The following is a 26,888-nucleotide window of genomic DNA, read 5'->3' on the forward strand; positions in this document are numbered from 1 at the left end:
GATTATGTGGTGGAAAAGTATAAGTAATAAAGTACATTTTTTGGAAATTATTAAGTGAAATAGCGAATATATTAGTAGACAGTGAAGTCATGTAAATAGATATTATTTTGGAAGAAATTATGAGAGGAGATGCTATTTTGTCTAAAAAGAAAAAAAGCAATGATGCCTTGGCAATAGGCGTCGGTATAGGGGTTGTAATCGGTGTAGTCCAAGGTTATTTTACAAATAATTTAGTAATCGGAATTGTGATTGGGATTGTAATTGGAGTTGTGGTTTTGAAGAAAAAATGAGGTGTAAATTCAATTCAAAATTGTTGCGTTAAAAGAATGAATTTTCGGAATATAAATCCTGTTTTTCCTTTTTTTATGATATTATATATAAAAAGGATGGTGATGGATATGCCAACAAATAATCAAGAAGAACAAAATTGCTTCATTTGTGAAAAACATAAAGGAAATATTACAGTTCCAGGTGGAGCTATTTACGAAGATGAACTCGTTTACGTTGGACATGTCCACTGGGATAGCGAAGAAACGTATCTTGGTTATGTAATGATAGATATAAAAAGACATGTACCTGGTCTTGCTGAACTAACAGATGAAGAAGCAAAAAGGTTCGGACTTATATCAAGTAGAGTAAGTAAAGCACTAAAAGAAAGTGAAGGTGCAGAACATATTTACACTTTTGTTTCAGGGAATGGTGTACCACATATGCATATGCACATCATACCGCGTTATGCAAATACACCAAAAGAGTTTTGGTCACCGACTGAAGTAGCGAAATGGAACGGTGCGCCTTATGGTGATACAGAAAAAATCAAAAAACTATGCGAAAGAATACGAAAGTATATGGTGAGTGAATATGCATACAACAAATAATAGACAATATTCATGGGTTGGAAGTAGAGAAATGTGCTTAGACGAAATTTCGATAAAGCAATATGGTGAAATCGTAATTGGTAAATACGGCGGGAATATAAGTGCCGGAGCAAAAAAGAATGAAGATGGTGCGTTAGTTTGGTCAAATGGTGATTGGGAATTTGCAGCTATACTAGATGGACATAATAGTGCAGAAAGTGTTGATTTAGTAGTAAATACAATTCAAAAAGAATATGAAAATATAAAAGAAATGATGGCTGCATCGATTGATAAAGTATTTCGATCTATTGAAAATCATATTCTTACTATCTTTCAATCTTCTTCATTTAAGGAAAAGTGCCAAAGAATTAAAGGTGAAACAGCTTGCTTACTATGTGTAAGAAAAGAAAATTATATATGGTGGCTATCTATTGGAGACTGTTTAGTTTATGTATTTCATGAAGAGTTACATAAGTTAGGACAATATGCATTAAACTAACGTCATTTTTACGAATGGATTGGAAATATAAACACATTTGATTTACCTATTCCTTGCTATTCATCAGGGATTCGTGAATTACGTAATGGAAAGAATCGAATTGTAATGGTGACAGATGGAGTATTAGAATGCGGGGAACGTCGGTATGAAACTCCTGTAAATCTGTATAGTGATATGAATAGAAATAATATAAAACTTGAAGAAAGTGTTCATCATGTATTAGAGCACGTTCATCATCAATTCGGACGCGATAGTGCGACAATTGTTAGTTGGGACATTGATAATAAAGGAAAGGCTACTTATCCGAGTGATCAGCCAGAGAAAATAAAAGTAAGAAAATAAAAGGAGAGAGTTTTCTGTCAATTACCAAAATAACTCTATTAATTTTATGGGTACTATGTATATTCGTTTTTGAAAAAATAGCAAGAAAAAGATTAAACATCCCGAAACAAAAGGGATGGGATAATCAATATGTGAATAAAACACATAAATGGGGGAATAGAATTATTATTTTCTCTTATATAGTTGTTATTGCGCTAAGTGCTTTTTTTCCAAACCGTATATTTATGGGGTATGTACCTCTTTTGTTTTTTATCACGTTATATGGATTTCAATCACATATGGAGTGGAAATATGATAAGGAATCGCGCGAGTTCTTGATTTCATTATTTGTAGTTACAGCGCTAATAATAACTGGATTAATTATATATTTCTTTCTTTAATAAATTTTCAATTAAATATTTAAAGGAGGAAAATAATGAATAGATCTGTATTACGTGTAGAAGTCATTATTTATAATGGAAATAACTCAAAAGTGCTCGTTCAATGCGATGAAAATGAATCATTTTATCGTTTTCCAGGAGGCTCTATTGAATTTGGTGAAACAGCAAAAGAAGCGATAATAAGAGAATTAATGGAAGAATACGATTTGAAGATTGATGTTCAAGAGCTAGCTGTTGTAAATGAGCATATTTTCGAGTGGAACAACGAAAAAGGACATCATTGTACATTGATACATTGGGGAGTTGTTAAAGAGAGGGTTACAAATGAAATAAGACATAAAGAATATGAAGATATTATTTTAATATGGAAGGGCATAGAGGAATTAAAGGAGAAACCAACATATCCTGAAGGAATTGTAAGTTATTTAGAAGAGAATAACCGTAATATAGTCCACTTTATTACTAAAGATAAATAAGGTAATAGGAGGGGGAGCAATGGGTATTTCTACAATTTTGCTTATTATTATTATTGGACTTGGTATAGGTGGTTACTTTATAGAACAGTTTTTAAGAAGAAAATTAAATATGGAGAAAAGAGGCTTTTTTGGATATAAGCATGTGAATAGTTTGCATGTGAAATTGGAAATAGGATTGTTCTTTATTTATTTCGTAAGTAGTATCATTTATGTTAATAGTAATGAAAATGCAAATGTAGGATATGCCCTTTTCATTTTTTTTGGAACATTATGGACGTTAAGGGCATGGATGGAGTGGAAATATGATAGGGAATCGAAGGAATATATTCTTTCGATAATCGGCTTATTGGCATTTATAGTTATGATTTTATTGCTCATTTACTTTGATCCGTTTTCAATTTAAAACAAAAAGAATAAAAAAGGGGGATGGAATAATTTGGGGCTAAATGAGGTAATTGAAAGAATTCAAGAAAAATGTACGGAACAATCAGTTATAATAATAGGTATTGATGGCTGTGGCGGTGCAGGTAAAAGTACGTTAGCTAATAAAATAAAAAGTGATTTTTCAACTGTAACGGTTGTACATATGGATGATTTTTATTTACCATCTGCAAAGATTGTAAATGTACATCCTACGAATAAATCGATTGGTGCAGATTTTGACTGGAAACGTCTTTTACAAGAAGTTCTAGATCCTATTAGTAATGGATTAGAAGGGCGTTATAAGCGTTATGATTGGGAAAAGGATTCTTTAGTTGGATCCCATATTGTTCCTGCCAGTGGTATTGTAATTATTGAAGGTGTATATGCAACACGTCAGGAGCTAGCGGGAATGTATAATTTGAAAATATGGGTGAATTGTCCTCGTGAAACACGTATAAAAAGAGGGATTGCTAGAGACGGGGAAGCTGCGCGCGATATGTGGGAAAACAATTGGATGGTTGCTGAAGATATGTATGTAGAAAGTCATAAGCCACATGAATTTGCAGATGTTATTATTGATGGCACAAATAATGAAATAACTAATAAATAAGAAACCATTTACTACTAAATGGTTTCTTATTTAATTTAAACATTTAATTTCGTTAATACAGATTTAATGAAATTTGTTTTATCCTCTGCATATTGATGTTTATCATTAGGATTAGCTTGTGAAAGTTGAATCTTTAACTGTTCATACTGTATACGAGCAGTTTTATTGTCTATTAAGTAATCTCGAAATTGTAATTGTTCTATTAAATATGTATTCCCTCGCTCATACATATGAATTTGATGAGTTCTTGGCTCACCTTTATTAAAATAATATCGTTCAGGCAATACATTTTCTCTATATTTATAGTTTAGTAGTTCTAACTTTTTAATACAATGTATACCGTCCGTATAATTTTCTAATTCGATTGCTATATCAATAATTGGCTTTGCACTTAAATGTGGAATAGAAGTACTACCAATATGGTGTATCGCTAAAATATGCTCGCCAATTTGTTCCTCAATGAATTGTTTCTCCTTTACAAATTCAATTGCCCATTCTTCAGTCCATGGAACTAAAAACACTTTACCGTAGGGTAAACCTAACATTTAATTAGCACCTCTTTCAAAATGGTTTTTAATAAAGGGAATTACATCTTCTTAAAACTTCTCAAAACAAGGTATTCCCACAATCTCCAAGGAAGAATTTTCTTTGCAAAGATCATAAATTTCACGCCTTTTCCAATCGGATATCGTAAATTCGTACGCTTAGATTCAGCAATTTCTACAATTTTATTAGCAACATCTATCGGATTGCCAAATGTATCACTGCCGTTATTAATATGTTTTTGTATTTTATCCATATATTCTTTGTAAGGAGAAGTAGTATCAGATTGGTTTGTAGCTAGTTGTTTACCAACTTCCCATATATTCGTGTTATAAGAGCCAGGTTCCACTAAAGCAACATCTATTCCAAAAGGTTTTACTTCTAAACGAAGGGATTCACTCCATCCTTCTAATGCATGTTTTGAAGAAACGTAAGGAGATAGACCGGGGAATCCAACTTGTCCACTAATGCTACTTATATTAATTATTTTTCCACTTTGTTGTTCTCTCATATATGGTAAAACAAGCTGAGTGATCGATATAGCACCAAAAAGATTCGTTTCAAATTGTTTGCGATATTCCTCTACTGGAATTTCTTCTACAAAGCCACCATTAGCATATCCTGCATTATTAATAAGGAGGTCTACTCTGTTTATTTCTTTTAAAAATAATTGAAAGTTATGTATAGAGTTTTGATCGGTTACATCTAATTGTTGAATTTTAATGTTTTGCTGTAAGCTGAGTTGGGTAGCTATAGATAGTAAGTTCACTTGTTTTTCAAGGTTCCTCATTGTAGCGATAACGAAATAGTCTTTTTTCGCAAGTTCAATTGTTGTTAAAAGACCGAATCCACTTGAAGCCCCGGTTATAACTGCGATTTTTTTATTCATTTTTTGCTCTCTTTCTTTTTCTTTTATCATAACGAGTTATGATAAGAAAATCTATTATTCTTATATTCGTTTTGAGAGCATTACCCGTTAACTCTATATTCTATGTGATTTTTAAAAGAGGAAATTATACGGACTCAGCGTATATAGAGAAGTGAGTATGAATACGTTTATGAAATGAGGGAAGAGAGATGGCCCATGTGAAAGATGTATTAGCAGATCAGTTATTAGCGAATGCGAACGATCCTAGTTGGTATATTCCGTTTTCAGATGCAGTTAAGGGTTTATCTGAGAGGGAAGCTTTCTGGAAACCGAATGAAGAGAGTAACAGTATAGCTGAAATTGTACAACATTTATTGTATTGGAATTCTACGTGGCAAACTAGATATAAAGAATCGAATGTGAATGCTGTGCCTGCTATCGGAGATAATAACAAAAGTTTTATGCTTTCAAATAATCAAACTTTCGATGAATTACGAGAAAAACTACTAGAGAAACTGTTACTATGGCAAAATCTCATAAATGAAGAAAAGGTTGAAAGCGATGTAGTGGGATTTCCTGTTTCTGCAAAGTGGTGGGAAGTGCTAGCCAATGTAACTACTCATAATGCATATCATATCGGTCAAATTATTTACATCCGAAAATTACAGAAGAGTTTTGATGGTGAATAACATAATAATTTTCAAATTAGGTGAACAAAAGTGGACAAAACGAGACTAATGTCTCATTTTGTCCACTTTTTTATTTTCAACATAGAGAGAAAACCTATTAAATCAAGGATTGGAAATTGGCACGGTACTTGCTATATAAAAGATGAACAAGAAAATAGGAGGGCTGAACATGTTAAAAACAACTGAAAGTAAAGGGAATGGAATTACGAAAGAACAAGCTCGCTGGATGTACGAAAAAATGTTAGAGATTCGTAAGTTTGAAGATAAGGTGCATGAATTATTCGCGCAAGGCGTTCTGCCAGGTTTCGTTCATTTATACGCTGGGGAAGAAGCGGTAGCAGTTGGTGTATGTGCTCACTTAACGGATAGTGACAGTATTACAAGTACGCATAGAGGCCATGGGCATTGTATCGCAAAAGGTTGCGATTTAAACGGTATGATGGCTGAACTTTTTGGGAAAGCGACAGGGTTATGTAAAGGTAAAGGCGGCTCCATGCACATTGCTGATTTAGATAAAGGAATGCTTGGTGCAAATGGCATTGTAGGTGGTGGTTTCCCGCTTGCTTGCGGCTCAGCATTAACAGCTAAATATAAAGGAACGAAAGATGTAAGTGTTTGTTTCTTCGGTGACGGAGCAAATAATGAAGGAACATTTCACGAAGGGGTTAATTTAGCGGCGATTTGGAAATTACCAGTTATTTTTATCGCAGAAAATAACGGTTACGGTGAAGCGACAACATTTGAATATGCTTCAAGTTGTGATTCCATTGCAGATCGAGCGAAAGCTTACAATATTCCAGGTGTTCAAGTGGATGGAAAGGACTTGCTTGCGGTGTATAAAGCAGCGGAAGAAGCAGTAGAACGTGCTCGTAATGGCGGTGGTCCAACAATAATTGAATGTATGACATATCGTAATTACGGTCATTTCGAAGGTGAAGCACAAACGTATAAAACTTCAGAAGAAAAAGAAGAACATTTAAATGAAAAAGATGCGATTGTGAATTTCCGTAAGCATTTAATTCATGAAGCTTTATTAACTGAATCTGAGCTTGTAGATATGGAAAAGGCAGTAGATGAAGCGGTTCAAAAATCAATTGAATTTAGTGAAAATAGTCCATATCCAGAGGATGAAGAGTTATTAAAAGATGTATACGTTTCTTACAAATAAGAGGAGGGTGAAAAATAATGACTAGAACAGTAAGTATGTCAACTGCAATTAATGAAGCGATGAAAATCTCAATGCGTCGTGATGAAAACGTAATTTTAATAGGAGAAGACGTTGCAGGTGGTGCACAAGTTGATCACTTGCAAGATGATGAAGCATGGGGCGGTGTTCTTGGTGTTACGAAAGGCCTTGTACAAGAATTTGGCCGAAATCGTATTTTAGATACACCAATTTCAGAAGCGGGTTACATGGGAGCAGCAATGGCAGCTGCGGCAACAGGACTACGTCCGATTGCTGAATTAATGTTTAATGATTTTATCGGTAGTTGTCTTGATCAAGTATTAAACCAAGGTGCAAAGTTCCGCTATATGTTCGGTGGTAAAGCGAAAGTGCCAGTTACAGTACGTACGATGCATGGTGCAGGTTTTAGCGCAGCTGCACAACATTCACAAAGTTTGTATGCGTTATTTACGAGCATTCCAGGTATAAAAGTTGTCGTTCCTTCTACTCCATATGACGCAAAAGGCTTATTATTAGCGGCAATTGAAGATGATGACCCAGTAATCTTCTTTGAAGATAAAACACTTTACAATATGAAAGGTGAGGTGCCGGAAGGGTATTATACAATTCCATTAGGTAAAGCAGATATAAAACGTGAAGGTTCTGATGTAACAATCGTCGCCATTGGAAAACAAGTTCATACAGCACTTGCAGCTGCTGAGCAATTATCGAAAAAAGGACTTGAAGTAGAAGTAATTGATCCACGTTCTTTATCACCACTAGATGAAGATACGATTTTAGCATCAGTTGAAAAAACAAATCGCCTTATTGTTATTGATGAAGCAAATCCAAGATGTAGTATCGCAACGGATATTGCGGCAATTGTAGCGGATAAAGGATTCGATTTGTTAGATGCACCTATTAAACGAATTACAGCACCACATACACCAGTTCCGTTCTCGCCACCACTTGAAAAGTTATATTTACCAACGCCGGAAAAAGTAATTGAAACTGTATCAGAAATGATCGGAGACCAATCTTTATTACATGTGTAATAAAACGATGAGAAGGGAGAGAGAAGCATGGCTGTAGAAGTTGTAATGCCGAAGTTAGGTATGGCGATGAAAGAAGGTGTTATTACGAGCTGGAATATTAAAGCAGGCGATCATGTATCAAAAGGTGAACTAATTGCTAGTATTAATTCGGAAAAAATTGAAACTGAAATAGAAGCACCAGCGGATGGAACTGTTCTTGATATAGCTGTAAGTGAAGATGAGGGAGTTCCACCTGGCACTGTCATTTGCTATATCGGTAAGCTGAACGAAAAAGTAGAAATCAATGAAAGTATAAATGTTGTAGAAGAAAAAGCACCTAATCTAGAGCCTAAAAAGGTCCAACATCCAGAACCATATGCGAAAGAAGTGGCGAAGCAAAGAATCAAAATTTCACCTGTAGCGAAGAAAATTGCAAAGTCTGAAAATCTAGATATCAAAGCATTAGTTGGTACAGGACCTGGCGGAAGGATTACAAAAGTAGACGTATTAAAAGTGATTGAAGAAAGAGTAACAATTCCAGAAGTACTTGAACAAGAAGAAAGTAAAGCAATTCCTGTTACTGGTATGCGGAAAGCAATCGCAAACCGTATGCATGCAAGTTTACAAAATAGTGCGCAATTAACATTAACGATGAAAGTAGATGTTACAGATTTAGTTGCTTTACATAAAGAAATAGCGGCAGTTGTACAAAAACGATACGATAACAAACTAACTATTACGGATTTCGTTTCTCGTGCTGTTGTATTAGCCCTTGGAGAGCATAAAGAAATGAACAGTGCTTATATGGATGATACAATTCATCAATTTGAACATGTTCATTTAGGCATGGCAGTCGCATTAGAAAAAGGATTAGTCGTTCCAGCTATTCGCTTTGCTAATGATCTATCTTTAGTAGAGTTATCTAAACAAATTAAAAATGTTGCACAAAAAGCAAGAGAAAGTAGTTTAAGTAGTGATGATATGCAAGGGACAACCTTTACAATTAGTAATTTAGGTAGCTTCGGTATTGAATATTTTACGCCAGTATTAAATACACCTGAAACTGGTATTTTAGGTATAGGTGCAATTGAACATGTTCCAGTATATAAAGGGAAGAAAATAAAAAAAGGCAGTATGTTACCTTTAAGTTTAACATTCGATCATCGTGTATTAGATGGTGCACCAGCAGCTGCATTTTTACGCACAATTAAACGTTATTTAGAAGAACCTGTAACAATTCTTTTATAAAGAGAAGGTGAGAGAATGAGTAAACTAGTCGTTATTGGTGGCGGACCTGCTGGCTATGTAGCAGCAATTACCGCGGCTCAAAGTGGAAAAGAAGTCACTCTTATTGATGAAGCTGATCTTGGCGGGACTTGTTTAAATGTTGGGTGCATGCCTACAAAATCATTGTTAGAAAGTGCAGAAGTGCATGACATTGTGAGAAAAGCGAATCATTATGGAATTATGCTTAACGAAGGAAGTATTTCAGTTGATTGGAAGCAAATGCAGGCGAGGAAATCACAAGTTGTAACACAGCTCGTCCAAGGAATTCAATATTTAATGAAGAAAAATAAAATAAAAGTTATACAAGGTAAAGCAAGATTTGAAACGAATCATCGTGTGAGAGTTACACACGGTGATAAAGAAATTGTAGTAGATGGAGAACAGTTCATTATTGCAGCAGGTTCAGAACCGACTGAATTACCTTCTGCTACATTTGATGGGAAATGGATTTTAAATAGTAGCCATGCAATGTCCCTAGAAAATATACCGAAATCATTATTAATTGTTGGTGGTGGTGTAATAGGATGCGAGTTTGCAAGTATTTATAGTCGTCTTGGAACAAAAGTTACGATTGTTGAAATGGCACCGCAATTATTACCTGGTGAAGATGAAGATATCGCACACATTTTAAGAGGGAAACTAGAAAATGATGGCGTAGAAATATTTACAGGAGCAGCTTTAAAAGGATTAAATAATTATAAAAAGCAAGCTTCATTTGAATATGAAGGAAGTACCCAAGTAGTTAATCCAGAATTTGTTCTCGTTTCTGTCGGCCGAAAACCACGTGTACAACAATTAGATTTAGAAAAAGCAGGCATTCAATATTCAAATAAAGGAATTTCTGTGAATGAACATATGCAAACCAATGTATCACATATTTACGCAGCGGGTGATGTGATTGGTGGAATCCAGCTTGCTCACGTTGCTTTCCATGAAGGAACGACAGCAGCATTACATGCGAGTGGAGAAGATGTAAAAGTAAACTATCATGCTGTACCTCGCTGTATTTATACAGCTCCAGAAATTGCTAGTGTCGGTTTAAGTGAAAAATTAGCAAGAGAGCAATATGGTGATATTCTTATCGGAGAGTTTCCTTTTTCAGCAAATGGAAAAGCGCTTATTATTGGAGAACAAACGGGTAAAGTAAAAGTCATTGTGGAACCTAAATATCAAGAAATTGTAGGGATTTCTATTATTGGTCCACGTGCAACCGAACTGATTGGACAAGGAACTGTAATGATTCATACAGAAGTTACTGCTGATATTATGAGAGATTATATTGCAGCACACCCAACTTTATCTGAAGCGATTCATGAAGCGCTATTGCAAGCGATAGGACATGCTGTACACGCTTAAATGGAAGTGTAATAAACCACTATTCTCTAAATGTATGAGAGAATAGTGGTTTGAATTTTTACAGAAGAAATTGAATATCCTATTATTTTTTTACTTCAATCGCTGAAGTAATATCGTTCCAATCAGCAGCTAAATTAGCAGTTTTACCGTACCAATCAGCGTGTTTAAATATAACACCTTTTCCATATCCTTGTGTAGAAGTATGCTCCCAAAGTGTCGTTGAATAACTTGCTGAAGGTGATGCTGTACTTACAGAGGAAATTCTGTCGTTCCAGCTAGATGGCAAGTTTTTAAAGCCGCTGCTCCAGTAAATATATTGGCCACCTTTATCTTTATGTTCATAAAAATCAGTACTACCAGCACCGCTACCTAAAGGATTGATTTTATTTTTAAGTACTTTTTTATCCTTTTCAATATAAGCATCTAATGTTTCGCGGCTAGTAAAACCATAAGCTAGCCAATCTCCATTTTCATTTTGCTCTGGTAATACCATAGTAATTTGGATGTCTTTCTTATCTTGATCACTTAATTTTGTAAGAGAATTAACATTCTGTTCATCCACTTTTAAATAATCAAAAGACTTAATTGTGTTACCTTTTTCTTCAGCACTTGCTACTCCTAGTCCTCCAGTTAATGCAAATCCCACTACTAATGTACCTGCTACTAATTTCTTCAACATATAACCATACCTTTTTGTTTAGATTTTTGTACTAGTAAAATGTATTCTAATTATCAACTATCGTAAATATTCTGGAGTTTTAGAAGTGAAAGGTGGAATATTTACAGTTTTGCATTTTTTCTTTAGAAAAAATAGGTATTAGAATGATATAATAAATAGATATATCGCTTTTGTTGGATGTTAAAATATTTTAGGAGGGAAGCTGAAGAAGTAACGATTTGTGCAAAAGATGTATTGCTGGAGATAGATTACTAGTAAACTTGATGACTTTACAAACAAAAAAACAGTCGTATTTGACTGTTTTTTATTTAGTTGCTAAATTATCAAGTTTCCAATATGTATCTGTTAACGGCGCGGCTTTGCTATCTATGTATAGATACATATTATTTAAATCTTTTGGTGAAGTTTTCAGTTCAAATACAACGTCAGTAGTTAAAGAGAATTCGTGTGGAACATTTTTATAGTGCTCGTCATATATCGGATGAGCTTCACCTTCATATTTCTGACCAGTTTTTTCATCTTGTATGAAATATTTTATTTCCGAAAGATCAATAGTTTGTCCATCATCTCGAACATTATTAATCATAACACGAGTAGTAATGCGCCATTCTTTGTCTATTTTTTCGAATTTAGCATTTTCAACAGTTGCTCTATAGTATTCATTTTTAACTATTTCCCCATAATGCATTGCATTCTTTTCAAGAGCGCTCTTTTCTTGTTTTGGTGCAGTATTCCCATTACATCCTGCCATTAGTCCTGTAAATAATAATGCTGTACAAGTTACTTTCATTATAGATTTCATAATAATTCCTTTCTGTGTTAAAAAGTGAGACATAGGAATAATTTTACATTAATAAAAGGATGAATGGAAGTATAATTGTGAAACATGCAAATATGCATTTATTTAGTTGTTAATTTAATGGGATAGAAAAAGGGAGAAAACCTGTATAGAGCTGAATAAAGAAGTATTGAAAATATTGTAAAACAGAAAAAACATGCATATAATTAAAAGATGGATAAATTTTACGAATATTCAATGATAGTGGTGAGAACATGTTTACTGAAGAGCGTAGAGAGAAAATTTTGGAGTTACTTAAGAAAAATGGAAGGGTAATTGCTAAAGATCTTGCGGAAAGTTTTGATATGTCTATTGATTCAATAAGAAGAGATTTGTCTATTATGGAGAAGGATGGCTTATTAAAAAGAACGCACGGAGGTGCAATTGAACTTGCTCGAGTAAGGAATTTAGCTGCTGAGCGATTTGAACGTTATAGTAATGGTTCTGTATATGAAGACGCAATTGCAAAAATCGCAGCTTCTTATATACAAGAAGGAGATTCTGTTTTTATTGGTGGGACTTCTATTTATTATGTCATGTTAAAATATTTACCTGAAACATCATTTACAGTTGTTACAAATTCTATAGAAATTGCTAGTACGTTACGGGAATATAAGAACATTGATACGTACTTAATTGGTGGAAAGGTGAAACCATCAGGAAATATGACAGATACACTTGCCTCAGAATGGATAAGTAGATTCTCTATTGATCTGTATTTCTCTACAGGTGGTGGCATTTCATTGAATGGTATAAGTACTGCAACGCCTGAAGTTGCTTATTTTAGTAAAACAGTAAATAAGATTGCTAGACGAAATATTTGTTTAGTTCCTCACAATAAACTTGGAATAGACTACTTTATAAAAGGAGAATCACTGATTGAAATTGACCTTATAATAACAGATTCAGAGGCTAGTAAAGAAACGATTCAACAATTTGAGAAACAAGGTAAAGAAATTGTAATAGCATCAATAGACTACTTTTAAAAGGAGCTTGAAATGATTATAAAAGGACAAAAATTCCACATAAATGGATTAGTTTATACAATTCGTTCGGCAACTGAAACAGATGCGGAACAGTTATCGGAAATTAGAGTTCAAATCGATGGAGAAACTGAAAACATGGATAGAGAAGCTGGAGAGGGATTTATAGATAAGATAGGTTTTCAAAAAATAATAAAAGCAGATAGTGGCGAGACAAAGAATTTGTTTTTAGTTGCAGAAGTGCACAACCGAATCGTTGGGTTTTCAAGATGCGAAGGGTCAAATTTGAAGAGATTATCTCATAAAGTAGAATTTGGCGTTTGTATTTTAAAAGAGTTTTGGGGATATGGAATAGGTAAGAGTCTATTGCAACAATCTATTCATTGGGCTGATGAAAATGAGATTAAAAAGATATCATTACAAGTATTAGAGACAAACGAAAAAGCCATTCTACTTTATAGAAAATTAGGTTTTGAAGTAGAAGGAATTTTGAAAAATGATAAAAGACTGTCAGATGAAAAGTATTATAATACGGTTGTAATGGGAAGGTGTATTTGAGGTGTTTATAAAAGAGGTGGAAATGTATGTTTTATAGAAGAAAGTACTATATAGTAAAGAATGAATTTATAGAAATATTTAATGAGCATTTTAATAAAACAAACTTACCAAATCAGTTAAAGCATGGTTCCAGGCTAATAGGACGCTGGATGAAAGATAATAAGAATGGTACGACTGAAGTGTTTGCAATATGGGAATATGATAGTTATGAACAATATAAAGAAATAGAATCAAAGATTAGAAATGACGAGAAGCATATTAGAAGAATACATGAATGGTATGAAAAACATGGCGGGAAAAAATATGTTTTTCAGAAGTACATAGTAGAGATGAAAAATGAAGAGTTAGTGTGTACTGTAAAGTGATAGAGATGTGAGGGATAATGGGAATGAAAACAAAATTATATTTTAGTGTAGCATCCACAATTTTATTTGCAATAGCCGTGATTGTTTTCTTTATAAATGGAAATCCACAAAAGTGGTTTTGGTTATGTATTTTCTTTGCTTCCATTATACAAAATATAGTGCTACTAAAAAAGAATAAAGAAGTGCATTAAGATATTCAAATTATTAACATATTTGTGTCGTCTTTCTAGTTTTGTTGAAAACGCTTTTATTCAGTTTTATAATAAAAGTATGTTTTTACAAATCTCCAAAATAATGAATAGGGAGATGATATAATGCTAGCTTCACCGTTTTACTTACATACATGGAAAAAGTTTGTTGATGAAGGTGTCCTTGATTCGAACCGTATAAACGAAAGAATTTCAGAGTCATGGTATCGATGTAAACAAGCAAATGTGAATCCTCATATGAATAAAGGTCAGAAAATTTTGTCTTCTAATATTTTTCAAGACCAAAAGAAAAAGAGTGAAATCTTCCTAGATATAGCAATACCTCAAATACAAAATATGAGAAAAACCATTGATGAACTGCAAATGATGGCATTATTAATCGATCCAGACGGTTACGTTCTATCGTTAAGTGGAAATAAACAAACGTTGCAACGAGCGAAACATATTAATTTCGTTGAAGGTGTGAAATGGACGGAAGCGGCTGTTGGTACAAATGCGATAGGAACAGCGTTAGAAATTGAAGAGGCTATTATGATAAGTGGTACAGAGCATTATTCTGTCGCATCTCATAGCTGGAGCTGTGCGGCCGCTCCTATTCATAATGATGATGGGAAATTAATAGGCGTTCTAGATTTCTCTTGTCCGATTGAGTTTTCGCATCCATATATGCTCGGTATGGTAACTTCGATTGCACATGCGATTGAACGTGAATGTAGTATTCGAGTACATCAAAATGAACTGCAGTTAATCCATCGTTTTTTAGATGTAATTGACAGTGATGAACAAGTAGTAATTTGTAATCATCGCGATGTTATCGTTTCTGCGAGCAAGAGGGTTCGGGAACGAGTATGTAATTGGTCACGAATGAAACTTGAAGATTTAATGCACTATGGATTGAAAACTAAATTAGAAGTTCCAGTATACAGTAATAATAGAATGATTGGGAAATGTATTTATGTAAAGGAAAATAAACAAGGAAATTTATTTTCAACTGTCCCACTTATAAACGGAATTACTTTCCCTGGAGTGATTGGGACGAGCAGTGCATTTCAACATACTTTAGAAGAAATTAAGCTTGTATCTCCAACTGATGCTAGTGTATATGTGTGCGGGGAAACAGGTGTAGGGAAAGAATATGTAGCGAGAGCGATTCATGAAAATAGTCCAAGAAAAAATGGTCCATTTATAGCTGTTAACTGCGGTTCATTACCGAAAGAATTAATGGAAAGTGAATTGTTTGGTTATGCTGAAGGAGCGTTTACAGGTGCACGGCGCCAAGGATATAAAGGGAAATTCGAACAAGCAGATGGAGGAACAATATTTTTAGATGAAATTGGTGAAGTGCCTCCAGAGATGCAAGTCGCATTATTGCGTGTTTTACAAGAACGAACAGTAACCCCAATTGGCAGTTCAAAAGAGGTACCGGTAAATATTCGTATTATTACTGCGACACATAAAGATTTATTGCGATTAGTAGAAGAAGGGAAATTTCGTCAAGATTTATATTATCGGTTACATGTTTATCCGCTTTATGTTCCAACGTTAATAGAAAGAAAAGAGGATATTCCATACTTCATAAAACATTTTTGTGAACAAAAGAATTGGAATGTTGTATTTCCAAAAAGTATTTGTAATCAATTTTATCAGCATACATGGCCCGGAAATATTCGAGAATTATTAAATGTATTAGAACGCATTTACATTTTATCGCAAGGACAGGAAATATGCGAAAAACAAATCTCTTTTTTATTACAAACAATGATGGGAAATCAACATCAACTTGCATTGCAAGCAGAAAATAAAATAGAGAACACATTAAATTTCCGCGAAAGAATACAGCGTGACAGCATGATTGAAGCGCTAGAAAAGACGAACGGAAATGTTTCGTTAGCTGCAAAACTTTTAGATGTACCTCGAAGTACATTTTATAAACGAATGCAAAAATATAAGCTATAAAGTAGATTTTTGTAATCTACTTTTTCTTTGTGGGCTCATGTTCTGTCGGAATATGCGCTTACCGGGGAAATAATAAAATAGTTAGAAATAAATTTCCGAAAGGGGGACTTATGTGAAGTATATTGAAATTGGTATTGGAAATAGGTGGTTCGTTCGAACAGAAACCGAAAATAAAGATGGAACTGAATTTGAGGAAAGAGGAATTATAAAACCTATTTATTTTGAGTCACTGTACGTACGAATGTGGTTTCGGAAAACGTGTTTAATTTTTGATACGAAAGAAGGGTTTAAAAAGGTTAAGAAGAGGAGGATTGATTATAAATTTATAGTTGGAATTGTAAGTAGACTGAATAAAGAAAAGGTGTACTAACATACGTAGTTATATTGACCAGAAAATCCTTTTGACTTATATCAAATTCATGAAAAGCAATTTTTATAAATATAAATTGATAATAAAACCGCTAAGGAAACTTAGCGGTTTCTTTTTAAATGGGAGGGATTTTCGTATGAATAGGATCGTAACGGTTTTACTTGCAATTATTATAATGGGGTATTCCATTTATAGTTGGAATGATACTTCGGAAATGAGTATGCTAATTTTACAAACGCTTTTAGGTTTTATGTTAGTTAGCTTAGGGGTGCAAAATTTAAAAAATAACGAAAAAGAAAATAGAAGTATAGGGATCGCTTTATTACTCGTGGCTTTGTTTTTAATTGTTGTATCTTTAATAAAATATTTTGTATGAATAAGTTTTTAAATTAATAAAAAATTAAAATTCTACTTGTATTTCACTATATAAAATATGACATAATGATTTAGTTAAAATAGAAATGGATAGGGTATTTGAGAGGGGCAGTATAATGAGTTTTGCAATAGAAATAGTAATAAAAGCACCAATGGATGTTGTATGTGACTACATAATAGAAGATGAAAAAATAAAAGAATGGAATACGTTTATAATAGAAAATCGCTATCCTTCAAATATGGATAAAGAGAATCCACGTGTAGGAGATAAATATATTACTGTTCAAAAAGTCGGTAAGAAAATATTCGAGGCTGAAGTAGAAATCCTTGAATACGATGCACCTCATATTATTTCACTTGGCAGTGAAATGAAGCAAGGTTATTCAGCAATGACTTATATGTTAGAAGAAGATGAGGAGGGTACAGCACTTACATTAATTTCAGAATATGAACCTAGTAATTTTTACTATAAAATTATGTATAAGTTAACAGGCTGGATTTCACAAGGTTTAACTATGGAACAAATTGAGCGTCTAGCAGAATGTGTAGAAGCTGCTTATCATAAAGAAGATTAATATTAAAAATAAGGTAAAAGCGTTACTCAATTCCGTGAGTAACGCTTTTACTGTTTGAAGATTTTTCATTGAAAATCTCAATAGCTCTTTCATATATTTCTTTATCAACACAAAATCTTTCTGTTATCCAATAATTAAGTTCAGAAGATGTAAGGCTTTGTTCTCTTTTCTTATCTTGGAAATATTGTTTTAAAACATTAGCATTAATAGAAGTTGGAATACCATCGATATAACCGAAAATCTGAATTTTCTTTAATACAGGAGATGTATGCCAATCGTTAGACTTTGTAATGAGTTCTTTCATACTTGATAAATCTATTGGCTCTGTATGTAAGATTTTTGCTGGACCTGGATTTCTAGTAATTTCAATCTTATTATTTGAGACTTCATAAGTAAAAGTTTCCCTTACATTACTTACTTGAAATGATTCATAAAGTGGATAAGCTTGGAATAAAGGTGCACAGTAACCAACATCAACATAGTAAGGCTGCTCTAAGTTAACGCGTAAGCATAAATGTCCGGGATTCATATACAAATAATGAACGTCAAAACCAAGGTTTGATAATAACCAATGAAATCCAATTGAGTGCGTCCAACAAGTACCCCCCAGACCTTTTGTAGTAATACGGTTTATGTATGTATCAATGGAAGGGAAATAATTACCTGTTTCATTACCTTTTTCCCAGTCAATTATTTTAGTAAGAGTTTCCCACTTTATTTTTTCTTGATGAGCTTTAATAAGCTCATTTAAAAACTTTAAGCTAGTAGGTTGATTTGTAGTACCTAAAAATGATAGAAATTTATTTACTAGTTTTTCTTGAGACATTTTCTGATCCTTTCTATATAGAAATCGTTTTTGGTATTATTATACAATAGATATCAGAAAATACAGGTATTTATTAATGGAGTGGGAGAGAATTATATGTCTATGTCGCTATATTATAAAAAAATCCGAGAGAAATTAGGCCATGAACTAATTTTTATGCCGAGTGTAGCTGCGGTTATAAAAAATGAGCAAGAAGATATTTTATTTCAATATCCTGGCGGGGAATACTGGAGTTTGCCAGCTGGAGCAATTGAGCCTGGAGAAACTCCAGAAGAAGCAGTAGTTCGTGAAGTGTGGGAAGAAACAGGATTGAAAGTGCAAGTAAAAAAACAAAAAGGGGTGTTTGGAGGAGAAGAGTATCGCCATACATATCCGAATGGCGATCAAGTAGAATATATTGTTGTTGTGTTTGAATGTGAAATTACTAGTGGAAAACTGAAATCAATAGATGGTGAATCTTTAAAACTACAATATTTCTCATTATCTGAAAAGCCTCCTTTAGCACTACCATACCCAGATAAAATATTTTTATAGATGTAAAATAACACACCTTATTTATTGAAGGTGTGCTATTTATATAACCCCGTTGTATACATTTCCGTCAATGTATGTACTATCTCTTCTAACTCTAATTTTTTATCATTTTTCACAATCGTCCAAAGAAATATCTCATTCATTGCGAACCAAGCACGTGCTACAGTTTCTTTATTTAATTCAGGATGCGCTAACCCATTTTCTTGAGAGTATGTAATATCTTGCGTAATGCTGTTTATAAATCGTTCTCGAATCTCATCCCATTTTTGACGTATCTCTTTTGATAGCCCGATTGCTTCTTCTACAACTTGTAAAATAGCTCGTTCTTTCTCTGCTAGTTGGAGGAATGCCCTCACTTGGTTTTGAATCATATTACGTGCTTCTTCTTTTGTTTGAGGAGAAAAAGAGCGCTCAGCAATATCATAAAATTGATTCATAACATCTTCCATTAAAACGGTGAGGAGATCATCTTTGTTTTTGAAGTATACATATGCCGTTCCATAACCAGTTTCTGCATGTTTAATAATTTGCGTAATGGTTGTTTTCTGAAATCCGTTATTAATAAAAACAATGTATCCGGAATGTAAAAGTTTCTTTTTAGTTTCTAAGGAGCGGTGTTTTCTTGATGAAAGAGTAGTGTTTTTCAAAGAATCACCTCTTTATACTGAAATATCTGAAAATATAATTGTATTGTAAAAGAAATTCATATATAAAGTCAACTGACATAATATCATTGACGTTATATCAACTAAGGTGATATATTTCAATTAGTTAGAATAAAAAGAAAATTAAGAGAAGGTGACACCATGTATACAGAACCATTTCAACCAACTTATGAGTATGCGCTTGAATGTGATAAACATGATGAACTGAAAGATTTTCAAACTGAATTTTATAAAAAAGAAGGAACAATATATTTAGATGGAAACTCATTAGGGCTACTTTCAAAAAGAGCAGAAAAATCATTACTTACTTTGCTAGATTCATGGAAAGAGTACGGTATTGACGGCTGGACCGAGGGTGAGCATCCGTGGTTTTTCCTTTCGGAGAAATTAGGTGAATTGACTGCGCCTCTTATTGGAGCTTTACCAGAAGAAACTATTGTAACCGGTTCCACGACGACGAATATTCATCAAGTAATCGCAACTTTCTATGAGCCGAAAGGAATTCGCACAAAAATTCTTGCGGATGAGTTGACATTCCCGTCCGATATATATGCACTTCAAAGTCAAATTCGTTTAAAAGGATTAGATCCAGATGAGAATTTAGTACGAGTGAAGAGCCGAGATGGTAGAACACTTTCTGAAGATGATATTATTCATGCAATGACAGATGATATCGCGTTAATTTTATTACCTTCTGTACTATATAGAAGTGGCCAAGTTCTTGATATGAAACGTTTAACAGCGGAAGCGCATAAGCGTGGTATTCATATCGGATTTGATTTATGTCATTCGATTGGTTCTATTCCGCATCATTTCAAAGAATGGGATGTTGATTTCGCTATTTGGTGTAATTATAAATACTTAAATGCAGGACCTGGTGGTGTTGCTGGTCTTTATGTAAATAAAAAGCATTGTAATAGACTTCCAGGATTGTCTGGATGGTTCAGCTCTAGAAAAGATAAGCAGTTTGATATGGAACATACATTAACAGCTGCTGATCATGCAGGTGCATATCAAATTGGTACCCCTCACGTATTAAGTACAGCGCCGTTAATCGGTTCTCTTGAAATTTTTAAAGAGGCTGGTATAGAACGTTTACGTGAAAAATCTTTACATATTACAAGTTACATGCTTAATTTAATTGCTCATGAATTAAGTGATTTTGAATTTACAATTGGAAATCCATTAGAGGATGAAAAACGAGGCGGGCATATTTATTTAGAGCATGCAGAAGCAGCACGCATATGTAAAGCGTTAAAAGCAAATGGAGTTATCCCTGATTTCCGTGCACCTAATGGAGTAAGACTTGCGCCAGTCGCTTTATATAACACATACGAAGAAGTGTGGAAATCTGTACAAATATTAAAGAAAATCATGAAAGATGAAGAATATAAACAGTTTGAAAATAAGAGAGAGGTTGTGGCATAGGTATGAAAACATCAGAGTGGATTGATATTTCACAACCGCTAAATAATGATATTGCTACTTGGCCAGGGGACACACCGTTCTCGTATGAAGTATCATGGCCGAAAGAAGAGAGTGGCTCAGTAAATATTGGAAAATTAACGATGAGTATTCATACAGGTACTCATATTGATGCGCCGTTTCATTTTGATAATGAAGGAAAGAAAGTAATAGATTTAGATATTCAAGTTTATGTCGGCCCAGTACGAATCATTGACGTTTCTAATCTTGAAAGCATCGGGAAAAAAGAATTAGAAAACTTTCATTTAGAAGGAGTAGAACGGTTGTTATTACGCACATCTTCACATGGTAAAGTGAATGAATTCCCAAATGTAATCCCGCATTTACATGCAGATATAGCACCGTTTCTTTCAGAGAAAGGTATACGTTTAATCGGGGTGGATGTACCGTCAGTTGATCCATTAGATGATAAAGAATTAGAAGCGCATCATCAATTGTTTAAACATGGCATACACATTTTAGAAAATGTCGTACTAGATCACGTAGCAGACGGCGATTATGAATTGATTGCATTACCACTTGCCTTAACAGATGCAGATGGAAGTCCAGTTCGAGCAGTTATTAGACCAATATAAGTAGAAATATATAAAAGGGGCGTTTGGCTAATATGAAAGAAAACGAAAAGATAATTATGGAAAAAGGGATTCATACGGATTTTAAAGAGAATATGACGTATGGGGAATATTTACAATTAGATAGTTTACTATCTTCTCAAAAGAGATTATCAGATCACCATGATGAAATGTTGTTCATCGTTATTCACCAAGCAAGTGAGCTTTGGATGAAGCTTATTTTACATGAATTACATGCAGCAATTGAATCTATTAAACAAGATAAATTACAACCAGCTTTTAAAATGTTAGCGCGTGTATCAAAAATTCAGTCGCAAATTATTCAATCTTGGGATATTCTTGCGACATTAACACCATCCGAGTACATTGAGTTTCGTGACTCGCTCGGTCAAGCTTCAGGTTTTCAATCGTATCAATATCGTATGATTGAGTATGCGCTTGGTTATAAAACGCCGCATGCATTAAAAATTTATGAAAAAGATCCAGAATTACACGCTCGACTTCATACGGCGCTACATGCACCAAGTTTGTATGATGTCGCAATTCAAGCACTTGTAAAAGAAGGATTCCCTATTCATAAAGATGTGTTAAATCGCGATATTACGCTGCCTTATGAAGAAGATGCCACGGTAGAAGCGGCATGGCTTGAAGTGTATGCCGATGTGAAAAAGTATTGGAACTTATATCAGCTTGCTGAAAAATTGATTGATATTGAAGACTGGCTACAACAATGGCGTTTCCGTCATATGAAAACGGTAGAACGAATTATCGGACATAAAATGGGAACAGGTGGATCTTCAGGTGTATCTTATTTAAAACGAGTACTTGATCAACGATTCTTCCCAGAGCTTTGGAATGTTCGTACGAAATTATAGAAACAAACCTGTCAGCTAAACTGACAGGTTTGTTTTTTTATTTGAACTCAATTATGTTTTAATAGAAGCTACAAGATATAATAAATGAAGTGATTTTTTAAACGGAGGTAAAGTTTTGAATTTCAAGCAGCTAGAAAATAAATTTGAAAAGAAAAAAGTGAATACATTTCTTGTTTATCAAAAAGGAAAATTAACAACCGAGTATTATAAAACACCCGAATGTACAAATAACTTATATAAAATAAATTCGATTACAAAAAGTATCGTATCTTTATTAATTGGTATTGCAATTGATAAAGGCTATATAAATGATATACATACACCTATTACAGAGTGGATTGAAAATGTACCTGAGGGAAAACATGATTTGACGCTTTATCACTTATTAACAATGACTACTGGTGAGGAGTGGAAAGAGTTTGGAAATGGAGTAGTATTCCCGAATGACTTTGTAGAATCAGCGAACTGGGTGCAATATATATTAGAAAAACCAATAATTGAAGAACCGGCTACAAAAATGAATTATAACTCAGGTTCTTCGCATTTACTTAGTTACATTATCCAAAAAGCTACTGGAATGCCGACAGAACAGTTTGCGAAAAGGTACTTATTTAATCCGTTAGAGATTACAGAATATGAGTGGCAACAAGATTCCCAGGGAATATATGTTGGTGGTTTCGGTATGAAAATGAAATCTAAAGATTTATTAAAACTCGGAATATTATGTTTGCAGAATGGAATTTGGCAGGGGAATGAAATTGTATCATCGAAATGGTTAGAAGAATCAAGTACACCTCTATTTGAAACGTATGAACATGTCGGGGCATATGGATATCACTGGTGGGTATTGAATAACGAAAGATTTCACATACCGTATTGTATGTACTTTGCTATGGGATACGGCGGGCAATACATCGTTGTCATTCCGCAGTTAGAGGTGGTTGCTGTAATTAGTAGTCATATGCCTAAACGTGGGCTCGTTCCATTAAAGTTATTTATTGAGCATGTACAGGAGAATTATAAGTTTGTATAAGAAGAGGAGGGACTGTATGGGGGATGTAAAAACATTATCTTTATTTAGACTATGTTTAAGCCTTCTAGCATTTAGTGCAATCATTACGCAATTTATAATACGGGCACAAGTGAAACCGTTCAATCCAGTTAATTTTTTCAGTTTCTTCACTATCGAAAGTAACATTTTAGTTGCATGTATTCTCCTTTTAAGTAGTATCGGAACAGCTACATTTGGTCGATCAGAACAGTTTGGTGTACTTCGTGGTGCAGCGGCTGTATACATACTTACGACTGGACTCATTTATTTTTTATTATTAAGAGGGTTAGAAGAATCACTTCAAACCGCAATACCATGGGTAAATACGGTGTTACATTATATCATGCCAATTGCCATGCTTTTAGATTGGATATTAAATCCACCAAATAAGAAAATCACTTGGAAACAAGCCGCAAGTTGGCTCTTATTCCCGTTTTTTTACGTTCTATATAGCTTAATACGTGGTCCAATCGTGAATTGGTATCCTTATCCGTTTTTAGATCCGAGAATAAGTGGATATGGTAGAGTACTTTTATACAGTATAGGAATAGCAGTTGTAATTGGCGCTATTTGTATATTGGTAAGATTTTTAGGGAATCGAAACTTTAGGAATGAATTTTAGAAATGAAAGAACCCGACTGTTTAAAATATAAACAGTCGGGTTCTTTCATTTTATCCCGCATTAACGGGCAGTAAGACCCCCTCCTCAAAATTCAGCGAAAGCAAAGAAGTTAGGTGGGGATCTCAACTGCCCGTAAAAGCCCGATTGGTTCAACTAATAATCAGTGGGGGATGAACAAAACCCCCACTGATTAAAGTTTCACTTTATCTACTCGTCTTCTGAAACGACATTTTTATAAACTTATCCGTCTTCGTTTCAAACTCTACATCAACAAAAACACCATATTCCTTTCCGTCTTCACGTAGCCACAATTTGAATTTTTCAACTGTTATTTGAACGGTTTTTGGTTTTCTACCTATATGAAGATAATCAATAATCTCCGCTTTTGGGTACTGTTCTTTCGTTTTTTCTACAGCAAGCTTACCCCATTTCGCATACGGCGGCTGCGCATGAACAATTGATGAGCTTGTATATACATTTGAACATATTGTTAGGAACAGAATAACGAGTGCGACACGCTTTAACAATTTTTTCATAATGAACTCCTTTTACCTTTTTGTATATTGTTTACATACTTTTTCAACGATATTAGTTTGGATTTTTTTGTCTTCTTTACATAAAAGCGAGGCTTTTACAAAACATAACCAAGAAATCATTTCCGTAATTAAGGAGGGAAAATTATGCGCCAAAAAGCTGTTTTTAAAATAGCTGTTTTGCTTGCGTTCATAGGACTGTCTTTCATGGTCAGTAGTATACAACTAAAAAATGTAGAAGCCTTTTCTAATCAAGTCATTCAAAGGGGAGCATCTGGCGAAGATGTCATTGAACTGCAATCTCGTTTGAAATATAACGGATTTTATACAGGAAAAGTGGATGGTGTTTTCGGCTGGGGTACATACTGGGCACTTCGAAATTTTCAAGAGAAATTCGGTTTACCTGTTGATGGTTTAGCCGGAGCTAAAACGAAGCAAATGCTCGTGAAGGCAACGAAGTATGATAAGTCAACTGCTAATAAAGGAACGACAACGAATAAAGGAAATAGTGGTGGTACAGCACAAGAAAATAAACCACCTCAAAATAAAGGGACAAATGTTCCAAATGGTTATTCCCAAAACGACATTCAGCTTATGGCAAACGCAGTATATGGAGAATCTCGTGGTGAGCCGTACTTAGGACAAGTTGCAGTCGCTGCAGTTATTTTAAATCGTGTTACAAGTGCATCATTTCCAAATACTGTTTCGGGTGTGATTTTTGAGCCAAGAGCATTTACAGCGGTAGCAGACGGACAAATATATTTAACGCCAAATGAAACAGCGAAAAAAGCTGTATTAGATGCAATTAATGGATGGGATCCAACAGGAAACGCATTGTATTATTTCAATCCAGATACTGCAACAAGTAAATGGATTTGGACTCGTCCACAAATTAAAAAGATCGGGAAACATATTTTCTGTAAATAGAGCGGAGGTGGAACTATGTTACGAGGTATTATAATCGTATTATTAACAGTTGGTGTAGTTGGAACTGGATACTGGGGCTATAAAGAGCACCAAGAAAAGAATGCAGTATTAATTCGAGCAGAAAATAGCTATCAACGTGCGTTTCATGATTTAGCGTATGAGGTTGATTTATTGCACGATAAAATTGGAACAACGCTTGCGATGAATTCGCGCGCATCTTTATCGCCTGCATTAGCAGATGTATGGAGATTAACATCGGAAGCTCGTTCGGATGTAGGACAACTTCCTTTAACATTAATGCCTTTTAATAAAACGGAAGAATTTTTAGCGAATATCGGTGATTTTAGTTACCGTGCAGCCATTCGTGATTTAGAAAAAGAACCATTAAATGATCAAGAATACAAAACGTTGCAAACTTTATATTCCAATGCAGGGAATATACAAGATGAACTAAGAAAAGTGCAACATCTTGTTTTGAAAAACAATTTACGCTGGATGGATGTTGAGATGGCACTCGCATCAAATCGTGATCCTGCAGACAATACAATTATTGACGGATTAAAGACAGTAGAAAAAAATGTAACATCGTATTCATCTACAAACTTCGGACCGACCTTTACAAGTGCACAAAAAAATAAAAAAGGTGGATTTGCAGCAGAAGGAAAAGCAATTTCAAAAGATGAAGCGGCGAAAATTGCAAAATCGTTTTTAAATTTAAAAGGAAATGAAAAAGTAGAAGTCGAGAAAAGCGGAAAAGGTGCGAAAGAATCTTTCTATAGTGTGAAAATTAAAGACGAGGCAACGAATAATGAGTTTTATATGGATATTACCGGAAAAGGCGGATATCCAATTTGGGTTATGAATAATCGAGAAATTAAAGAACAGAAAATTAGTTTAAACGATGCAGGAAGTAAAGGTTTGAAATTCTTAAAGGACCATAAGTTTCATAATATGGAGCTTTATGATAGCTCACAATATGATAATGTTGGAGTATTTACGTATGTAGTAAATGAGAATGGCGTACGAATTTATCCAGAGGCAATTCAAATGAAAATTGCTTTAGATGACGGTTCTATCGTCGGATTTTCGGCGAAAGAATATTTAGCATCACATCAAAAACGAACAATCCCTTCGGCAAAGCTAACTGCAGCAGAAGCAAGAAAGAAAATAAACCCTGATGTAAAGGTAATGGAAGAGCGAAAAGCAATGGTAGTAAACGATTTGCATAACGAAGTACTTTGCTATGAATTTGTAGGTACTTTAGGGAAAGATACGTACCAAATTTTCATTAATGCAAATAGCGGAGCAGAAGAAAAAGTGAAGAAAATGCAAGCTGTTGAAAAAATTTATGATTAAACTTG

33 protein-coding genes and 1 pseudogene are annotated in these 26,888 nt (G+C 34.1%); 27 read left to right on the forward strand and 7 right to left on the reverse strand.

The annotated features are described in order from the left end of the window. Nucleotides 1-119 precede the first annotated feature (119 nt). From ACTFRN_RS15830 to ACTFRN_RS15860, 7 genes and pseudogenes are all read left to right on the forward strand, one after another. Complete coding sequence (locus ACTFRN_RS15830; RefSeq protein WP_001992228.1) at nt 120-290, forward strand: hypothetical protein; 171 nt, start codon at nt 120-122, stop codon at nt 288-290. Between the two features lie 102 nt (nt 291-392). Continuing rightward, nucleotides 393-878 carry an HIT family protein gene (locus ACTFRN_RS15835; RefSeq protein ID WP_061130474.1) on the forward strand — a complete coding sequence of 162 codons (486 nt, stop codon included), beginning with the start codon at nt 393-395 and terminating at the stop codon, nt 876-878. Continuing rightward, a pseudogene (locus ACTFRN_RS15840) lies at nt 862-1,698 on the forward strand (PP2C family serine/threonine-protein phosphatase). Before ACTFRN_RS15835 ends, ACTFRN_RS15840 begins: the two are co-directional and overlap by 17 nt. 41 nt (nt 1,699-1,739) lie before the next feature. Next, nucleotides 1,740-2,078 (forward strand): DUF4181 domain-containing protein, encoded by a 339-nt coding sequence (locus ACTFRN_RS15845; RefSeq protein WP_162837645.1) that lies wholly within the window; start codon nt 1,740-1,742, stop codon nt 2,076-2,078. 35 nt (nt 2,079-2,113) lie between these two features. After that, on the forward strand, nt 2,114-2,554 hold the full coding sequence (locus ACTFRN_RS15850) for an NUDIX domain-containing protein (protein WP_001082146.1): 441 nt from the start codon (nt 2,114-2,116) through the stop codon (nt 2,552-2,554). 19 nt (nt 2,555-2,573) lie between these two features. Continuing rightward, entirely contained in the window at nt 2,574-2,957 is a 384-nt protein-coding gene (locus ACTFRN_RS15855) for a DUF4181 domain-containing protein (protein ID WP_000513005.1), read from the forward strand. A 33-nt stretch (nt 2,958-2,990) separates the two neighbouring features. Next, nucleotides 2,991-3,587: a uridine kinase family protein gene (locus ACTFRN_RS15860; protein WP_049111457.1), complete on the forward strand. Its 597-nt coding sequence runs from the start codon at nt 2,991-2,993 to the stop codon at nt 3,585-3,587. Nucleotides 3,588-3,622: 35 nt separating this feature from the next. Here the strand turns inward: ACTFRN_RS15860 and ACTFRN_RS15865 are convergent, their stop codons facing one another. Continuing rightward, a complete protein-coding gene (locus tag ACTFRN_RS15865) occupies nt 3,623-4,132 on the reverse strand; it encodes a GrpB family protein (protein WP_049111455.1) in 510 nt (169 codons plus the stop codon). Between the two features lie 41 nt (nt 4,133-4,173). Beyond that, on the reverse strand, nt 4,174-5,019 hold the full coding sequence (locus ACTFRN_RS15870) for an oxidoreductase (RefSeq protein ID WP_001034816.1): 846 nt from the start codon (nt 5,017-5,019) through the stop codon (nt 4,174-4,176). 188 nt (nt 5,020-5,207) lie between these two features. On the opposite strand from ACTFRN_RS15870, the gene ACTFRN_RS15875 reads away from it, so the two are divergent. From ACTFRN_RS15875 to lpdA, 5 genes are all read left to right on the forward strand, one after another. After that, nucleotides 5,208-5,687: a DinB family protein gene (locus tag ACTFRN_RS15875; protein ID WP_000951609.1), complete on the forward strand. Its 480-nt coding sequence runs from the start codon at nt 5,208-5,210 to the stop codon at nt 5,685-5,687. Nucleotides 5,688-5,856: 169 nt separating this feature from the next. Further along, a complete protein-coding gene (gene acoA, locus ACTFRN_RS15880; RefSeq protein ID WP_000921306.1) occupies nt 5,857-6,855 on the forward strand; it encodes an acetoin:2,6-dichlorophenolindophenol oxidoreductase subunit alpha in 999 nt (332 codons plus the stop codon). Between the two features lie 17 nt (nt 6,856-6,872). Next, nucleotides 6,873-7,907, forward strand: a complete 1,035-nt coding sequence (acoB, locus tag ACTFRN_RS15885; protein ID WP_000198893.1) for an acetoin:2,6-dichlorophenolindophenol oxidoreductase subunit beta — start codon at nt 6,873-6,875, stop codon at nt 7,905-7,907. A gap of 27 nt (nt 7,908-7,934) precedes the next feature. Continuing rightward, nucleotides 7,935-9,134 carry a dihydrolipoamide acetyltransferase family protein gene (locus ACTFRN_RS15890; RefSeq protein ID WP_088106749.1) on the forward strand — a complete coding sequence of 400 codons (1,200 nt, stop codon included), beginning with the start codon at nt 7,935-7,937 and terminating at the stop codon, nt 9,132-9,134. Nucleotides 9,135-9,149: 15 nt separating this feature from the next. Continuing rightward, complete coding sequence (gene lpdA / locus ACTFRN_RS15895; RefSeq protein WP_000041225.1) at nt 9,150-10,529, forward strand: dihydrolipoyl dehydrogenase; 1,380 nt, start codon at nt 9,150-9,152, stop codon at nt 10,527-10,529. 82 nt (nt 10,530-10,611) lie between these two features. On the opposite strand, the gene ACTFRN_RS15900 is transcribed toward lpdA, so the two are convergent. Next, a complete protein-coding gene (locus ACTFRN_RS15900) occupies nt 10,612-11,208 on the reverse strand; it encodes a hypothetical protein (RefSeq protein WP_014893655.1) in 597 nt (198 codons plus the stop codon). Nucleotides 11,209-11,512: 304 nt separating this feature from the next. Continuing rightward, a complete protein-coding gene (locus ACTFRN_RS15905) occupies nt 11,513-12,010 on the reverse strand; it encodes a hypothetical protein (RefSeq protein WP_000836196.1) in 498 nt (165 codons plus the stop codon). 251 nt (nt 12,011-12,261) lie between these two features. On the opposite strand from ACTFRN_RS15905, the gene ACTFRN_RS15910 reads away from it, so the two are divergent. From ACTFRN_RS15910 to ACTFRN_RS15940, 7 genes are all read left to right on the forward strand, one after another. After that, nucleotides 12,262-13,032, forward strand: a complete 771-nt coding sequence (locus ACTFRN_RS15910) for a DeoR/GlpR family DNA-binding transcription regulator (RefSeq protein WP_088106750.1) — start codon at nt 12,262-12,264, stop codon at nt 13,030-13,032. A 12-nt stretch (nt 13,033-13,044) separates the two neighbouring features. Next, the gene (locus ACTFRN_RS15915) at nt 13,045-13,587 is read left to right on the forward strand and encodes a GNAT family N-acetyltransferase (protein ID WP_049111449.1); all 543 of its coding nucleotides are present in this window, start codon (nt 13,045-13,047) and stop codon (nt 13,585-13,587) included. 26 nt (nt 13,588-13,613) lie between these two features. Beyond that, entirely contained in the window at nt 13,614-13,952 is a 339-nt protein-coding gene (locus ACTFRN_RS15920; protein WP_000499962.1) for an NIPSNAP family protein, read from the forward strand. 314 nt (nt 13,953-14,266) lie between these two features. Further along, nucleotides 14,267-16,117 carry a sigma-54-dependent Fis family transcriptional regulator gene (locus ACTFRN_RS15925; RefSeq protein WP_000881417.1) on the forward strand — a complete coding sequence of 617 codons (1,851 nt, stop codon included), beginning with the start codon at nt 14,267-14,269 and terminating at the stop codon, nt 16,115-16,117. A gap of 112 nt (nt 16,118-16,229) precedes the next feature. Then, complete coding sequence (locus tag ACTFRN_RS15930) at nt 16,230-16,487, forward strand: DUF3977 family protein (protein WP_000873848.1); 258 nt, start codon at nt 16,230-16,232, stop codon at nt 16,485-16,487. A gap of 136 nt (nt 16,488-16,623) precedes the next feature. Continuing rightward, a complete protein-coding gene (locus ACTFRN_RS15935; RefSeq protein ID WP_001080079.1) occupies nt 16,624-16,863 on the forward strand; it encodes a DUF3953 domain-containing protein in 240 nt (79 codons plus the stop codon). A gap of 115 nt (nt 16,864-16,978) precedes the next feature. Beyond that, nucleotides 16,979-17,437 carry an SRPBCC family protein gene (locus ACTFRN_RS15940; protein WP_088106752.1) on the forward strand — a complete coding sequence of 153 codons (459 nt, stop codon included), beginning with the start codon at nt 16,979-16,981 and terminating at the stop codon, nt 17,435-17,437. Between the two features lie 22 nt (nt 17,438-17,459). Here ACTFRN_RS15940 and ACTFRN_RS15945 read toward each other — a convergent pair whose 3' ends face one another. Next, nucleotides 17,460-18,263, reverse strand: a complete 804-nt coding sequence (locus ACTFRN_RS15945) for an arylamine N-acetyltransferase (RefSeq protein WP_088106753.1) — start codon at nt 18,261-18,263, stop codon at nt 17,460-17,462. Nucleotides 18,264-18,359: 96 nt separating this feature from the next. Between ACTFRN_RS15945 and ACTFRN_RS15950 the strand changes: the two genes are divergently transcribed. After that, nucleotides 18,360-18,797 (forward strand): NUDIX hydrolase, encoded by a 438-nt coding sequence (locus tag ACTFRN_RS15950; RefSeq protein ID WP_000062910.1) that lies wholly within the window; start codon nt 18,360-18,362, stop codon nt 18,795-18,797. Nucleotides 18,798-18,832: 35 nt separating this feature from the next. On the opposite strand, the gene ACTFRN_RS15955 is transcribed toward ACTFRN_RS15950, so the two are convergent. Next, the gene (locus tag ACTFRN_RS15955) at nt 18,833-19,444 is read right to left on the reverse strand and encodes a TetR/AcrR family transcriptional regulator (protein ID WP_000799595.1); all 612 of its coding nucleotides are present in this window, start codon (nt 19,442-19,444) and stop codon (nt 18,833-18,835) included. Nucleotides 19,445-19,603: 159 nt separating this feature from the next. Here ACTFRN_RS15955 and kynU point away from each other — a divergent pair, with 159 nt between their 5' ends. The 5 genes from kynU (at nt 19,604) to ACTFRN_RS15980 (ending at nt 24,067) form a co-directional block, all read left to right on the forward strand. Then, nucleotides 19,604-20,890 carry a kynureninase gene (kynU, locus tag ACTFRN_RS15960; RefSeq protein WP_000287847.1) on the forward strand — a complete coding sequence of 429 codons (1,287 nt, stop codon included), beginning with the start codon at nt 19,604-19,606 and terminating at the stop codon, nt 20,888-20,890. Nucleotides 20,891-20,892: 2 nt separating this feature from the next. After that, on the forward strand, nt 20,893-21,522 hold the full coding sequence (kynB, locus tag ACTFRN_RS15965) for an arylformamidase (RefSeq protein WP_000858050.1): 630 nt from the start codon (nt 20,893-20,895) through the stop codon (nt 21,520-21,522). A gap of 32 nt (nt 21,523-21,554) precedes the next feature. After that, nucleotides 21,555-22,394 (forward strand): tryptophan 2,3-dioxygenase, encoded by an 840-nt coding sequence (kynA, locus tag ACTFRN_RS15970; RefSeq protein ID WP_000661934.1) that lies wholly within the window; start codon nt 21,555-21,557, stop codon nt 22,392-22,394. A 115-nt stretch (nt 22,395-22,509) separates the two neighbouring features. Further along, nucleotides 22,510-23,427 carry a serine hydrolase domain-containing protein gene (locus ACTFRN_RS15975; RefSeq protein ID WP_049112132.1) on the forward strand — a complete coding sequence of 306 codons (918 nt, stop codon included), beginning with the start codon at nt 22,510-22,512 and terminating at the stop codon, nt 23,425-23,427. Between the two features lie 16 nt (nt 23,428-23,443). Continuing rightward, nucleotides 23,444-24,067, forward strand: a complete 624-nt coding sequence (locus ACTFRN_RS15980) for a Pr6Pr family membrane protein (RefSeq protein WP_088106754.1) — start codon at nt 23,444-23,446, stop codon at nt 24,065-24,067. A gap of 203 nt (nt 24,068-24,270) precedes the next feature. On the opposite strand, the gene ACTFRN_RS15985 is transcribed toward ACTFRN_RS15980, so the two are convergent. Further along, the gene (locus ACTFRN_RS15985; RefSeq protein WP_049113436.1) at nt 24,271-24,603 is read right to left on the reverse strand and encodes a DUF3889 domain-containing protein; all 333 of its coding nucleotides are present in this window, start codon (nt 24,601-24,603) and stop codon (nt 24,271-24,273) included. Nucleotides 24,604-24,747: 144 nt separating this feature from the next. Here ACTFRN_RS15985 and sleB point away from each other — a divergent pair, with 144 nt between their 5' ends. Further along, a complete protein-coding gene (sleB, locus tag ACTFRN_RS15990; RefSeq protein ID WP_001249066.1) occupies nt 24,748-25,527 on the forward strand; it encodes a spore cortex-lytic enzyme in 780 nt (259 codons plus the stop codon). A gap of 15 nt (nt 25,528-25,542) precedes the next feature. Then, nucleotides 25,543-26,883, forward strand: coding sequence for a germination protein YpeB (gene ypeB, locus ACTFRN_RS15995; protein ID WP_000943712.1), 1,341 nt, complete (start codon nt 25,543-25,545; stop codon nt 26,881-26,883). Nucleotides 26,884-26,888 lie beyond the last annotated feature (5 nt).

It is taken from the genome of Bacillus cereus group sp. MYBK245-2 (assembly GCF_051916145.1).
GTDB classification, from domain to species: domain Bacteria; phylum Bacillota; class Bacilli; order Bacillales; family Bacillaceae_G; genus Bacillus_A; species Bacillus_A pacificus.

Coding starts and splice junctions, on each gene's coding strand:
- ACTFRN_RS15830 (WP_001992228.1), top strand. CDS start 120: ATGAGAGGAGATGCTATTTTGTCTAAAAAGAAAAAAAGCAATGATGCC.
- ACTFRN_RS15835 (WP_061130474.1), top strand. CDS start 393: ATGGATATGCCAACAAATAATCAAGAAGAACAAAATTGCTTCATTTGT.
- ACTFRN_RS15850 (WP_001082146.1), top strand. CDS start 2,114: ATGAATAGATCTGTATTACGTGTAGAAGTCATTATTTATAATGGAAAT.
- ACTFRN_RS15855 (WP_000513005.1), top strand. CDS start 2,574: ATGGGTATTTCTACAATTTTGCTTATTATTATTATTGGACTTGGTATA.
- ACTFRN_RS15865 (WP_049111455.1), bottom strand. CDS start 4,132: ATGTTAGGTTTACCCTACGGTAAAGTGTTTTTAGTTCCATGGACTGAA.
- ACTFRN_RS15870 (WP_001034816.1), bottom strand. CDS start 5,019: ATGAATAAAAAAATCGCAGTTATAACCGGGGCTTCAAGTGGATTCGGT.
- ACTFRN_RS15875 (WP_000951609.1), top strand. CDS start 5,208: ATGGCCCATGTGAAAGATGTATTAGCAGATCAGTTATTAGCGAATGCG.
- acoA (WP_000921306.1), top strand. CDS start 5,857: ATGTTAAAAACAACTGAAAGTAAAGGGAATGGAATTACGAAAGAACAA.
- acoB (WP_000198893.1), top strand. CDS start 6,873: ATGACTAGAACAGTAAGTATGTCAACTGCAATTAATGAAGCGATGAAA.
- ACTFRN_RS15890 (WP_088106749.1), top strand. CDS start 7,935: ATGGCTGTAGAAGTTGTAATGCCGAAGTTAGGTATGGCGATGAAAGAA.
- lpdA (WP_000041225.1), top strand. CDS start 9,150: ATGAGTAAACTAGTCGTTATTGGTGGCGGACCTGCTGGCTATGTAGCA.
- ACTFRN_RS15900 (WP_014893655.1), bottom strand. CDS start 11,208: ATGTTGAAGAAATTAGTAGCAGGTACATTAGTAGTGGGATTTGCATTA.
- ACTFRN_RS15905 (WP_000836196.1), bottom strand. CDS start 12,010: ATGAAATCTATAATGAAAGTAACTTGTACAGCATTATTATTTACAGGA.
- ACTFRN_RS15910 (WP_088106750.1), top strand. CDS start 12,262: ATGTTTACTGAAGAGCGTAGAGAGAAAATTTTGGAGTTACTTAAGAAA.
- ACTFRN_RS15915 (WP_049111449.1), top strand. CDS start 13,045: ATGATTATAAAAGGACAAAAATTCCACATAAATGGATTAGTTTATACA.
- ACTFRN_RS15920 (WP_000499962.1), top strand. CDS start 13,614: ATGTTTTATAGAAGAAAGTACTATATAGTAAAGAATGAATTTATAGAA.
- ACTFRN_RS15925 (WP_000881417.1), top strand. CDS start 14,267: ATGCTAGCTTCACCGTTTTACTTACATACATGGAAAAAGTTTGTTGAT.
- ACTFRN_RS15935 (WP_001080079.1), top strand. CDS start 16,624: ATGAATAGGATCGTAACGGTTTTACTTGCAATTATTATAATGGGGTAT.
- ACTFRN_RS15940 (WP_088106752.1), top strand. CDS start 16,979: ATGAGTTTTGCAATAGAAATAGTAATAAAAGCACCAATGGATGTTGTA.
- ACTFRN_RS15945 (WP_088106753.1), bottom strand. CDS start 18,263: ATGTCTCAAGAAAAACTAGTAAATAAATTTCTATCATTTTTAGGTACT.
- ACTFRN_RS15950 (WP_000062910.1), top strand. CDS start 18,360: ATGTCTATGTCGCTATATTATAAAAAAATCCGAGAGAAATTAGGCCAT.
- kynU (WP_000287847.1), top strand. CDS start 19,604: ATGTATACAGAACCATTTCAACCAACTTATGAGTATGCGCTTGAATGT.
- kynB (WP_000858050.1), top strand. CDS start 20,893: ATGAAAACATCAGAGTGGATTGATATTTCACAACCGCTAAATAATGAT.
- kynA (WP_000661934.1), top strand. CDS start 21,555: ATGAAAGAAAACGAAAAGATAATTATGGAAAAAGGGATTCATACGGAT.
- ACTFRN_RS15980 (WP_088106754.1), top strand. CDS start 23,444: ATGGGGGATGTAAAAACATTATCTTTATTTAGACTATGTTTAAGCCTT.
- ACTFRN_RS15985 (WP_049113436.1), bottom strand. CDS start 24,603: ATGAAAAAATTGTTAAAGCGTGTCGCACTCGTTATTCTGTTCCTAACA.
- sleB (WP_001249066.1), top strand. CDS start 24,748: ATGCGCCAAAAAGCTGTTTTTAAAATAGCTGTTTTGCTTGCGTTCATA.
- ypeB (WP_000943712.1), top strand. CDS start 25,543: ATGTTACGAGGTATTATAATCGTATTATTAACAGTTGGTGTAGTTGGA.